We start from the raw sequence: 11920 nt of genomic DNA, 5'->3' as shown, positions 1-11920 counted from the left end.
GGTGGGAGCCGACCTTGTCGGCGATCCCGCGGCAGCGGGCCAGGGTGAGGCGAGCACCCATCGCCGACAGGGTCGGCTCCCACCTGGGTCGGCTCCCACCTGGGTCGGCTCCCACCAGGGTCGGCTCCCATCAAGGTCGGCTCCCACCATCGCGCTTCCCGGGCGCGATGGATGCCGGCCTCACCCCTCCCCTCTGCCGACCAGCTTCAACAACAGGTCGATCTGTTCCTGCTGCTTCACCAGCATGCGTTCGAGCTCGTCGCTGCGCATCTGGTCGAGCTTGTCGTGCAGCCCCATGATCTCGATCTCGGCGCGCAGGTTCACCTTGTAATCGTTCTCCGCATCGAGCCGGTCCTTCGCCGCCTGGCGGTTCTGGCTCATCATGATGACGGGCGCCTGGATGGCCGCGAGCATCGACAACAGCAGGTTGAGGAAGATGTACGGGTAAGGATCGAAGGGCCGGTGCAGCAGGTAGGAATTCAAGGCCGTCCACAGGGCCAGCACGATCGCGAAGACGATGATGAAGGTCCACGAGCCACCGAACCTCGAGACCTTGTCCGCCAGCCGCTGGCCATAGGTCAGGTCTGAACTGAATACCTCGTTGACATCTTCGGCGACCAACTTGCGCTGGACCAGCCGATCGAGGAGCCGTTGCTCGGCGTGGCCGAGGTCCGACAGGCTCTTGGCGAACCAGCGGCGCGCCGCGTGTTCGCTGGGGTGTTCGTTCACCGACATGGGGCAGTCCTCTCAAGGGGTAAGGGGCTCGATTCCGGCGTGACGCTAGCACGCCGCGAGAGGGCACCGCTTGTCGCGATATCTCGCGGGGTTCAGCGTCGCGCTGACGTCATCCGGTGCCCGAAAGGGGGTGTCCCTGCGTCGGCCATGCGGACGTCGCTCGCCACCTCGCCGCGGACACGCGGTAGGAAGTCCGGAAATTCACGCCTTACATAATCGATCAACCCTTCGCGAACCTTGCAGCGCAAGTCCCACGATTTGCCGGAGTTCGTCGAACTCACCAATGCCCGCAATTGCATCGCCTTGTCGTTGGTGTCCACCACCTGCAGCACGCAGACGCGCCCATCCCATTCGGGTGCGGCCTTGCACAGTCGCTCCAGTTCCGCACGCAGGGGATCGAGCGGCAAGCCGTAGTCGAACCAGAGCATCGCCGAGCCGAGTATCCGCGAATTGGTCCGCGTCCAGTTCTGGAACGGGTTCTCGATGAAATACTGCAACGGAACGATCATCCGCCGCTCGTCCCAGATGCTCACCACGACATAGGTACTGGTGATTTCCTCCACCCTGCCCCACTCGTTCTCGACGATTACCACGTCGTCGATACGGATCGGCTGGGTGAGTGCGATCTGGATGCCCGCGATGAGGTTGCCGAGCACCGGCTTCGCGGCGAGGCCCACCGCCAGGCCTGCGAGTCCCGCCGACGCGAGCAGGCTCGCGCCGAACTGGCGCACGGCGGGGAACGTCATCAAGGCCACGCCGATGCCCAGCACCACGATCACCACCATCGCGGTGCGGCTCAACACGCGCACCTGGGTCTGCACGCGGCGCGCCCGCAGGTTGTCCTCCAGGTCGGTCGGATGGAAGCGGGACACCATCGCGTCCAGCGCGCCGACGCAACGCACGGCGAACCACGTGCAGGCGACGATCAGGCTCAGGCCGACCGTGTGCTCGAGCGCGCCGATCAGTCGTGCCGGCTCGTCCGGCGCGGCACGGAACGCGAGCAACAGCATGGCCAGCGGAACGATGGCCTCCATGGGTGCATTGGCCCGCGCGATCATGCTCGCGCCCCGCGGATGGCGCAGGGCGAAACGGCGCAGGAAGGCCAGCACCACGCGGCGGAGCAGACCCGCGACCGCTAGCGCCACCACCACGGCCAGCGCGAAACGCGTCCACGGATGCGCAAAATCGGGCATCCTGTCGGAAGGGTTCATGGGCACCTACCTTAGGACGAACGATGTCCACGTTTTGTTGTGACGCAGCAAGCACGAGGTAAAGTGGCGCCATGGCCACGCGTCCCGGCACCGCATCCTTCGTCCTTCCCGACCTGCTGCAACCGGGTCTGCGTCTGGTCATCTGCGGGACCGCCGCCGGCACGCGCTCCGCGCGCGAGCGCACCTACTACGCCCATCCCGGCAACATGTTCTGGCGCACGCTTTTCGCCGTGGGGCTGACGCCACGCCTGCTCGCGCCGCCGGAATTTCCGTTGTTGCCGGCATTCGGCATCGGCCTCACCGATCTTTCGAAATTCCACTACGGCAACGACGCCGAACTTCCGGTCGATGCCTTCGATGTCGCGGCCCTGCGCAGCAAGATCGAACACTACGCGCCGCGCGTGATCGCCTTCACCAGCAAACACGCCGGCGTGTCGGCGCTCGGCAAAGGCGCGGGGTACGGATTGCAGGCAGCGCCTTTCGCTGGCGTCCCCGCCTTCGTGCTGCCCTCGCCCTCCGGCCAGGCACGGCGTTCATGGGACATCGACGTGTGGCAGGCGCTGGCCGATTTCGTCGCTGCTCAGCCGCCCGGGACCGAACGGTAAGCGCGAATGTCGTTCGGTGACACCGACGGCGCCTTGTTCGACCAGGCCTGCCGGATGTACGTGACCACCGCGGCCGCATCGTCGTCGCTGAGCTTCTGCGAGAACGGAGGCATCGAATAAGGCCGGGGGTTCGACGCCGTGGCGGGTGCGAAGCCCCCGGACAACACGATGCGAATCGCGTTGATACCGCTGGGATCGGTCACCGACCCGTTGCCATCGAGTGGCGGATAGGCCTCTCCCTTGCCACGGCCGTCGTCGGCATGGCATTCCGCGCACTGGTCGGTGTAGACCTTGCGGCCCTTCAATGCGAGTTCGCGCGCGTCGGCGGCCGATTCGCGCTGACGTGGCGGGTCGCGAGGAGGCAGCGACTTCAGGTAGGTGGCCATGGCCGCGAGGTCACCGTCGCTCAGGTGCTGCGTGCTGCGCATCACCACTTCGGCCATGGGCCCGAATGCCGTGCCCTTGCGCGAACGGCCGGTCTTCAGCAAGGCGACGACGTCGGCTTCGGTCCACCCGGCGAGCCCACCGCCAGCGCCCATCGACAGGTCGGGCGCGTACCAGTTCTGCACCGGAACGATGCCACCGGCAAGGAACGGATCGTCCACCATCGCGCCGAAACTGTTGCGACGCGCATGGCACTCGTTGCAGTGGCCGATGCCCTGGACGAGATAGGCGCCCCTGTTCCAAGCCGGGGACTTCGCCGGGTCCGACTGGAACTCGCCCTCCTCGAAGTACAGCGTGCGCCAGGCGCCCATCAGCGAACGCATGTTGTAAGGCCAGCGCAACGTGTCGTCCGTGTTCGCGCGTTTTATCGCGGGCAGGGTCTTCAGGTAGGCGAAGATCGCGTCCGTGTCGGCGCGCGTGACCTTCGTATAAGAGGTGAAGGGAAACGCCGGATACAGCGACGTGCCATCGTGACCCTTGCCCGAATGCATGGCCCGGTAGAAATCGTCGGCGCTCCACGCGCCGAGCCCGGTCTCGCGGTCGGGCGTGAGGTTCGGCGCGGGGATGGCTCCGAACGGCGTCGGTACCACGCGGCCACCGGCGAAGGGTTGTCCATTGCGCGCGGTGTGGCAGGCGGCGCAATCGCCAGCCGCGGCGAGGTACCGGCCACGTTGCACGGTGTCGTCGGCGAAAGCGAAGGTGCTGGCCAGGGCCAGCGAGAGCAATACGAGGAGGCGGGATATCGTGGTCATGGGTTCAGCCTCCCAGCACGCCGCAACGCAGCGGTGGCGTCACGCTACCGGCCGGTTCCGCATGCGCGTCGGCGGGCACCGGGCGCTGTGCCAGCCAGGCGGAGACCGCGCTGATGTCGGCGTCGCTCAAGCGGATGACGATGGTCGCCATGCAATCGGGTTCGACCGTGCTGCGCGTATGGGTGCGCCACGATCCGAGTTGCGCACTGATGTAGTCGTACGGCAGGCCGACCAGCCCGGGAATGTCCGGCTGCACGCCCGTGAGGTTGGGTCCGTGGCACGCCATGCACGGGGGAATGCCACGCGCGGGGTCGCCCTTCGAGACCAGCTGTTCGCCGCGCGCCATGGCGGCCGGAGTCGTCGCCGGCACGGGGTGCCGCGCATAAGGCACCTCCTGCGCCGCGAAGTACTCGGCGATCTCCCGCATGTAGTCGTCGGTCAGCGGCGCGACCGTGTACTCCATGATGTCGTAGTGGCGCAGGCCGCGCTGGAAGTCCTGCATCTGGCGGTGCAGGTAGCCTGCGGGCTTCCCCGCCAGGCGCGGATTGAATCCGTTGTCGCCGCCCTCGCCGTGTTCGCCATGGCAACTCGTGCAGGCGGCGATGCGCTGGACCAGCGTGTCGGGCACCGTCGGCGAATCGGTGGCCATCGCCGATGCGGCGCAGAGCACGGCAGCCGTGACGGCGAGCCGGCGGACGAGACAGCGCATGTGGGACTCCCTGGATAACGTGGGCTACCCGCGCCGGATAAACGGGCGGGCACGGCGTCGCTACAGTATAGCCGGGCGCCGCGCGGGTAAGATTGACGCGATCCGCCGTCCGATCCGCCAAGGGGAACGTCATATGCCGCATGCCTGGTCAAAGCCCGTCGCCCTCGCGGCCGCCGTCGTACTGATGTTTGCCAGCGGCGCCGTCGCCGCCCGCGATGCCGGCGAGGACGATGCCTTCGCCTCGATCACCACGATTCGCCAGGCGTATGCGTCCGGCGCGCTCACGCCCGAAGGTCTCACCCGGCTCTTCATCGAACGTATCGCGACGATCGACCAGGCCGGTCCCACGATCAATGCCGTGCTGGAGACCAACCCCGACGCACTCGCCATTGCGCGCAAGAGCGGCAAGAACGGTCCGCTGGCGGGTATCCCGATATTGCTGAAGGACAACATCGACACGGGCGACCGCATGATGACGACGGCGGGTTCACTGGCCCTCGTCGGCAAGCCCGCGCCACGCGACTCGGGCGTCGCCGCCCGCTTGCGCAAGGCGGGCGCCGTGATCCTGGGCAAGACCAACCTCAGCGAATGGGCGAACATGCGCTCGAACCACGCCACCAGCGGCTGGACCGGGCGTGGCGGCCTCACGGTCAATCCCTATGTGCTCGATCGCAACGCCTGCGGTTCCAGCGCCGGTTCCGGCGCCGCCGTGGCCGCGGGCCTCGCCACCGTGGCGATCGGCAGCGAAACCGATGGCTCCATCATCTGCCCCGCCGCCATGACGGGCCTGGTCGGCATCAAGCCGACGGTAGGACTGGTCAGCCGTGCCGGCATCATTCCCATCTCGCACAGCCAGGACACGGCAGGCCCGATGGCGCGCAGCGTGGCGGACGCGGCGACCGTCCTTGGCGCCATCGCGGGCAGCGACCCTCGTGATCCGGCCACGGCCGAGGCGGACAAACACGCCACCGACTACACGAAATTCCTCGACCCGGAAGCGCTGCGCGGCAAGCGCATCGGCGTGGTACGCCAGCTGGCGGGCATCGAACCGAATGCGGACCATGCATTGGAAACCACCATCGCCCTGTTGAAGGCACAAGGCGCAACGGTGGTCGACCCGGTGGAAATTCCACACCTCAAGGAGTTGAGCGATAACGAACTGAACGTGCTGCTGTTCGAGTTCAAGCACGACATCCAGGCCTACCTCGCCACGCGTCCGGACCAGCCGATGAAGACACTGGCCGACCTCATCGCCTTCAACCAGCGCGAGGCGGCCAGGGAAATGCCGTGGTTTGGCCAGGAGCTGTTCCTTGCCGCACAGGCCAAGGGCGACCTGGACGATCCGAAGTACATCCAGATGCGCGACACGAACAAACGGTTGGCGGGCCCGGAAGGCATCGACGCGGCGCTGACGAAAGACCACCTCGACGCCTTGCTCGCGCCGAGTTGGGGCCCCGCCTTCGTCAACGACCTGGTGCTGGGCGACCACGTCGTGAGCGGCGACCCGACCGTCGGCGGCGTGTCGGCCCCGGCCGCGATCGCCGGTTATCCCTCGATCACGCTGCCGGTGGAATTCGCGCACGAGTTGCCGGTTGGCGTGGTGTTCTTCGGCGCGAAATGGAGCGAACCCACCCTGATCGCGATCGCCTATGGCGTGGAGCGGAAGGCCAACGCCTTCCGCCGCCCGAAGTTCCTGCCGACCCTGCCGACGAAATAAAGAGACTCACATGTAAGCCGGTTCAGTTGTGGGAACCGTCTCCGCGTGAGAGCCGCGTCAGTTGTGGGAGCCGCTTCAGCGGCGATGGGTGCTCGCCGCAACCCGCCCCGCTGCCGCGAGGATCGCCGCTGAAGCGGCTCCCACACAGAGCCAGCTCATCATCTTGAGCCGGCTCTTCTTCTTGAGCCGGCTCTTCTTCTTGAGCCGGCTCTTCTTCTAGAGCCGACTCTTCTGGAGCCAGCTCTTCCACAGGGACTTCCGCCAACAGGCGACGGCGATCAAGCCTTGTTGGCGAACTCGCGCACGATCGGTGCGAGCTTCGGGTCTTCCAGCGCCATGGCCATCGTGGCGCGGACCAGGCCGGCCTTGTTGCCGCAATCGAAGCGCGTGCCCTCGAAACGGTAGGCCAGCACCTTGCCCTTGTCCTTGAGCAGGTTCTCGATGGCATCGGTGAGCTGGATCTCGCCGCCGGCGCCCTCCTTGGTGTTGCGCAGGTACTCGAAGATCCCACTGGGCAGCACGTAGCGGCCGACCACGGCGAGGTTCGACGGCGCATCCGCGGGCTTCGGCTTCTCCACCATGTGGGTGATCACGGAGGCCCGATCGCTGAGCTGTTCGCTGGTATCGACGATGCCGTACTTGTCGGTGTCGTTCTCCGGCACTTCCTCGACGGCGATCACGCCGGCGTCGTTGGCATCGGCCACTTCGGCCATCTGGCGCAACGCGCCCTTGCCCTTGGTCCAGATCAGGTCGTCCGGCAGCATCACGCCGAAGCGCTCGTCGCCCACCACGGGTGCGGCGCGCAGCACGGCATCGCCGAGGCCGAGGGCCTCCGGCTGGGTGACGAACACGCAACGGACGTGGCGCGGCAGGATGCCACGCAGGATCGACAGCAGTTCTTCCTTGTTCTTTTCCGCGAGCTTCTCTTCCAGCTCGTAGGCCTTGTCGAAATAGTCGGCGATCGCATGCTTGTAGCGGTTGGTGACGAACACCAGCGTATCGGCACCCGCGTCGACGGCTTCATCCACTGCGTACTGGATCAGCGGACGGTCGAGCACGGGCAGCATTTCCTTGGCCACCACCTTGGTCGCGGGAAGGAAGCGCGTACCGAGGCCGGCGACGGGAAATACGACCTTGCGCAGGGGTTGGGTCATGCGTTGTCTCCACTTTCGTTTCGGCGTAGCGGCAGCACGTTGTCGGTCTGCGGCTCGCTCCAGCGGAAGGAAGGCAGCAGCTGCGACACGCACCGGCGCAGGGTTTCTTCATCGAACGCGGCCACGGCCTCCTCGGCGCGTGCCAGCTGTATCTGCAACATTTCCCACGAGACCTGGCGGTGCTGTGCCTGGAAAATCTTCGCGTGGGTCGTGCTGGTGTAGTTCTCCAGTGGGTGGAACAGTTCCTCGAACAACTTCTCGCCCGATCGCAGTCCGGTATAGACGATCTGTATGTCGGAACCGGGACGCTTGCCGGCCAGACGGATCATCTGTTCGGCGAGGTCGCGGATCTTCACGGGATCGCCCATGTCGAGCGCGAAGATTTCACCCCCCTTGCCGAGACTGGCCGCCTGGAGGATCAGCTGGCAGGCCTCGGGAATGGTCATGAAATAACGCGAGATCTCCGGGTGCGTGATCGTCACCGGACCGCCCTGGCGAATCTGCCGGCGGAACAGCGGGACCACCGAACCGGCGGAGTCCAGTACGTTACCGAAGCGGACCGTGATAAAACGTGTCGAAGTATGCGCTGCGAGGTTCTGGCACCAGATCTCGGCCATGCGCTTGCAGGCGCCCATCACCGAGGTCGGGTTCACCGCCTTGTCGGTGGAGATCAGCACGAACGATTCCGCGCCACAGCGCACCGCGGCATCGGCGACGATGCGCGTGCCGAGGACGTTGTTGCGGAAGGCCTCGCGCAATTGCCCCTGCAACATCGGCACGTGCTTGTAGGCAGAGGCGTGGAAGACGATCTGCGGCTGGGTCTCCTCGAACAGGCGATTCACCGCGGTGGCGTCGCGCGCGTCGGCGAGGACGCCGTTGAAGATCAGTTCCGGATAGGCCGAGGTCAGCTCCTGGCCGATGCGGTACAGGTTGTACTCCGACATCTCGACCACGGTGAGCGAGTTGGCGCCGAGGCGCGCCACCTGCCGGCAGAGTTCCGAACCGATCGAGCCGCCGCCGCCGGTCACGAGGACGCGGCGGCCGCTGATGTTCTCGCGAATGGCCGTCCAATCCAGCTCGACCGCATCTCGGCCGAGCAGGTCCTCGATGGCCACTTCCTTGATCTCGTTGAACTGCGCACGCCCCGCGACCACATCCTCGAGGCGCGGGACGGTACGGAACGGCAGCCCCGTGCTCTCGCAGAAGGCCACGATCCGGCGCATCTGCGCCGTGGTCGCACCCGGCACCGCGATCAGCAGCATCTGTACCGCCACCGCTTTCGACAACTCCGCCAACTGGTCCACCGTGCCCAGCACGGGGATGCCGCCGATCTGCGCGCCGCGAAGCGCGAGGTTGTCGTCGACGAATCCGATCACGCTGTAGCGGCTGTCGCGGCGAAGGTCGCGGGACAATGCCTCGCCCGCCCGATCGGCACCCACGATGAGCACGCGCTTGGTCGGCGCCGACTGGAACAGGTCGATGCGGCTGTCCTTCCAGAAACGGTAGCTGAGCCTCGGCAGCCCGAGCAGCACCACCAGCACCACCGGGTACACCAGCAGCACCGAGCGGGGCACGCCATCCAGGCGCGCATACATGACCATGGCCAGGCCGATGATCAGCGCGCCGATCACCGTCGCGCGAATGATGTTCCACAGGTCGGGCAGGCTGGCGAACCGCCAGACACCCTTGTAAAGGCCGGTCCAGTTGAACACCGCGCCTTGCACCAGCAGCACGATGGGAAACTCCATCGGCAGGTACGTGACCGGCGCGAGGTCCGGCATCAAGGCATAGCGCAGGGCTTTCGCGATCCACCAGGCGAGCGCCGCCATGGCCAGGTCGTGCGCGACGACCGCGGTGCGGGGGTGGATGATGCCGATGAACTTACGCAGAAACATGTCGCTCCCTTCGACGCAAGCAGGTTCGCTTGCCAATACGCCAGATCGCTGCTCCCAACAGGTACACCGCTCCCGTGCACAGGGGCGCCGCCGCTGGCAAGCGGAACGCGATCCATGCGACGGGAACGCAGACGAGCGCGTTCCATGCGAAGTAGCCCGCGGCTACCTTCCGATGTGACGCCCCTCGCCTCACGAGCCACTGGTAAAGGTGTTCGCGGTGCGGAGTGTACCAGCGCGCACCGCGCAGCATTCGCACGAGCAATGTCAAGGTCGCGTCGATGACGAAGGCGGAAGAGAAAATCAGCGCCGGCCAGAGCAAATTCGTACGAAAAGCCCATAACATCGCGGAAATCGCAAAAACCATGAGGCCGACGGTGCCGCTGCCCACGTCGCCCATGAAGATCCGGGCCGGGGAGCGGTTGAACCACCAGAAGCCGGTCGCCGCCAAGGCCAGGGCGAAGGCGGCAGCGGCGATGGCCGGGTTGCCGGCGGCCCAGGCCACGGCCGCCGAGGCCGCCCCGAAGAACATCGCCTGTTGCGCGGCCAGGCCGTCGATCCCGTCCATGAAATTGTGCAGGTTGATGCACCAGACACCGGCCACCAGCAGGGGCAAGGACCAAAGCAGGCTGGCGGTACCCGTCGCCAGCGCGACGCAGAACAGGAGGGTGGCTGCGAGCTGGATGAGCAGGCGAGGCCTGATCGGCAGCGAGCCATGGTCGTCCAGCCAGCCGATGGCCGCCACGGCGATCACCGCCACGGTGAAAGCGCCGACGACCGCGGCACCGGGCGAGCCCGGCAGGAGGAGGAACGCCGCGGGCATGCCCGCCAGCGCACCGGCGACGATGCCGATGCCGCCACCGCGGGGGGTCGGCATCGTGTGCGAACGGCGATGGCCGGGGGCATCGAGCATGCCGCGGCGATGCGCATAGGCGATGGCGACGCGCACACTGGCGAAGGAGACGAGGAAGGCGGCCAGGACGCAGCCGATCAGCAGGGAGCCGGCGCTCGCGACTGTGCCCGTCATTCGTTCGCGACGCCGTGGATGGGACGGACCGTGCCCCAGCTCTTGCAGCTCGGGCACTGCCAGTGGTGCGCCTTGGCGCCGAAGCCGCAGCGGCTGCAACGGTACATCGCCTGCCCTTCGAGCAGCTTGCGCGTCAGGTCGCGCAGGATGAGGTAGTTCTCACGGGCCTCGCCGGAGACCTTGTCCATCGTCGCGTCGATCAGCGCCATCAGGCCGCGCACGGACGGACGCTTGCGCAACTGCCCGGTGAGGAAATCGATGGCCGTCCGTTCACCGTCCCTGCCCTCGTAGAGCCTGGTCAGGGCCAACACGGGCGATATGCCGTGGTAACGCTCCATGATCTCGCGCAGGAAGGTCTCGGCGCGATCCATCTGCTGCGAGCGTGCATAGCAGTTGAGCAGCGGGGGCAGGATCTCGGGAACGAAGGCGATGTCCGCCGCGATGGCGGCCTCGTACGAGGCGATCGCGGGTTCGAGTTCGTCGTCCTCGGAGGAGAGACGACCGGCGATCATGTGCGCGCGGACGCAGTCCTGCTGGCACGCGAAGGCTTCCTTGACGTACTCGCGGGCCTCGGTGCGCGCCCCGTGCTGGCGCGACTGCTCGGCGAGTTCGCAATAGAACTGGGCGATCATCGCCGACTCGTCTTCACCGGTCATGGTCTCCAGCCGGCGCGCATGATCGATGGCCTTGTGCCACTCGCGCTCGTGCTGGTAGATCGCGATGAGGTGCCGCAATGCGGAGGGCGCCAGCGCATCCATGGCCACGAGGTCGGAGAACAGCGTTTCCGCCCGGTCGAGCAGACCGGCCCGCATATAGTCCTCGCCCAGTTCGAGCAAGGCCACCGTCTTCATTTCATCGGACAGCCCCTGGCGCGAGACCAGGTGCTGATGCAGGCGGATGGCACGGTCGACCTCGCCGCGCTTGCGGAAGAGGTTGCCCAGGGCAAGATGGGTCTCGACCGTGTCGCGGTTGTATTCGGCAAGGCGCAGGAATACCTCGAGCGCCTTGTCCTGCTCTTCGTTCAGCAGGTAGTTCAGGCCACGAAAGTAATCGGAGGAAAGCTCGTTGACCCGCTCTCCGGAGCGCCTGGCATGGCTCCTCCGGCCGAGCCACCAGCCGCAGGCGAAGGCCAGCGGGGGAACGAGCGCCAACAACCAGATCGGATTCATGCGGTCGTCGCGTTGTCCGCCTTGCGTTCGCCACGACTGCGCCGGCGCCTCCGATGGGCGAACGACGTTCCCAGCCACGCGGTGATTCCGCCAAGGATCCATCCCACCAGCACGGCCACCAGCATCGCCCCACCCTTGGGCAGGGACAGTTGGGCGAAGCCGAGGTCGAACGGCACCAGGTCGGCATTCAGCGCGCCGAAGACGATCCCGGCGGCGATGAACAGCAAGAGAAAGATGATGGCTAGCAGACGCATCCGGGGACTCTACCCGAATCCTGAATAACATGGTGCGGTGCGGTTGGCTTTTCATACAGCTTCGGCGGCACGTTCAGGACTGGGTGCCCTGGATGAGGCGCTTGGTTGCCATGTGGATCTTTAGACGGGCTCGGCTTCGCCCTCGCGTTCGTTGTGTGCGGCGAGGGGATCTGCCGGGGGGGGCGCGGGCGGGGGCCGCCCGCCGGGCAGGCCCGCGGCGCTGACGGGCCGGGAGGGCGCGCGGGGGGGTG

Annotated in this window: 11 protein-coding genes; 2 read left to right on the top strand and 9 right to left on the bottom strand. The window is 66.5% G+C overall.

Going from position 1 to position 11920, the window contains the following annotated elements; translation table 11 throughout:
* Positions 1-180: 180 nt before the first annotated feature.
* A complete protein-coding gene (locus ACR9ZJ_RS16740; protein WP_481280800.1) occupies positions 181-735 on the bottom strand; it encodes a DUF1003 domain-containing protein in 555 nt (184 codons plus the stop codon).
* A gap of 92 nt (positions 736-827) precedes the next feature.
* Entirely contained in the window at positions 828-1946 is a 1119-nt protein-coding gene (locus ACR9ZJ_RS16735; protein ID WP_481288378.1) for a mechanosensitive ion channel family protein, read from the bottom strand.
* A 71-nt stretch (positions 1947-2017) separates the two neighbouring features.
* Here ACR9ZJ_RS16735 and ACR9ZJ_RS16730 point away from each other — a divergent pair, with 71 nt between their 5' ends.
* Positions 2018-2551 carry a mismatch-specific DNA-glycosylase gene (locus tag ACR9ZJ_RS16730; RefSeq protein ID WP_481288377.1) on the top strand — a complete coding sequence of 178 codons (534 nt, stop codon included), beginning with the start codon at positions 2018-2020 and terminating at the stop codon, positions 2549-2551.
* Here ACR9ZJ_RS16730 and ACR9ZJ_RS16725 read toward each other — a convergent pair.
* Entirely contained in the window at positions 2527-3747 is a 1221-nt protein-coding gene (locus tag ACR9ZJ_RS16725) for a c-type cytochrome (RefSeq protein ID WP_481288376.1), read from the bottom strand. The genes ACR9ZJ_RS16730 and ACR9ZJ_RS16725 overlap by 25 nt on opposite strands.
* 4 nt (positions 3748-3751) lie before the next feature.
* Entirely contained in the window at positions 3752-4456 is a 705-nt protein-coding gene (locus ACR9ZJ_RS16720; protein WP_481288375.1) for a c-type cytochrome, read from the bottom strand.
* A gap of 133 nt (positions 4457-4589) precedes the next feature.
* Here ACR9ZJ_RS16720 and ACR9ZJ_RS16715 point away from each other — a divergent pair, with 133 nt between their 5' ends.
* Positions 4590-6173, top strand: a complete 1584-nt coding sequence (locus ACR9ZJ_RS16715; RefSeq protein ID WP_481288374.1) for an amidase — start codon at positions 4590-4592, stop codon at positions 6171-6173.
* A 278-nt stretch (positions 6174-6451) separates the two neighbouring features.
* Here ACR9ZJ_RS16715 and galU read toward each other — a convergent pair whose 3' ends face one another.
* From galU to ACR9ZJ_RS16690, 5 genes are read right to left on the bottom strand one after another with little or no spacing between them, the layout of a single operon-like run.
* On the bottom strand, positions 6452-7327 hold the full coding sequence (gene galU / locus ACR9ZJ_RS16710) for a UTP--glucose-1-phosphate uridylyltransferase GalU (RefSeq protein ID WP_426287428.1): 876 nt from the start codon (positions 7325-7327) through the stop codon (positions 6452-6454).
* On the bottom strand, positions 7324-9222 hold the full coding sequence (locus ACR9ZJ_RS16705) for a polysaccharide biosynthesis protein (RefSeq protein WP_481280806.1): 1899 nt from the start codon (positions 9220-9222) through the stop codon (positions 7324-7326). Before ACR9ZJ_RS16705 ends, galU begins: the two co-directional genes overlap by 4 nt.
* Positions 9209-10246 carry an MraY family glycosyltransferase gene (locus tag ACR9ZJ_RS16700; RefSeq protein WP_481288373.1) on the bottom strand — a complete coding sequence of 346 codons (1038 nt, stop codon included), beginning with the start codon at positions 10244-10246 and terminating at the stop codon, positions 9209-9211. The genes ACR9ZJ_RS16705 and ACR9ZJ_RS16700 overlap by 14 nt, the downstream gene beginning before the upstream one ends.
* On the bottom strand, positions 10243-11415 hold the full coding sequence (gene lapB / locus ACR9ZJ_RS16695; RefSeq protein ID WP_481280808.1) for a lipopolysaccharide assembly protein LapB: 1173 nt from the start codon (positions 11413-11415) through the stop codon (positions 10243-10245). Before lapB ends, ACR9ZJ_RS16700 begins: the two co-directional genes overlap by 4 nt.
* A complete protein-coding gene (locus ACR9ZJ_RS16690) occupies positions 11412-11669 on the bottom strand; it encodes a LapA family protein (RefSeq protein WP_481280809.1) in 258 nt (85 codons plus the stop codon). The genes lapB and ACR9ZJ_RS16690 overlap by 4 nt, the downstream gene beginning before the upstream one ends.
* Between the last annotated feature and the right edge of the window lie 251 nt (positions 11670-11920).

This window comes from Luteibacter sp. KNZ12-1A (assembly GCF_056755675.1).
This window is presented reverse-complemented; position numbering and strand designations above follow the sequence as displayed.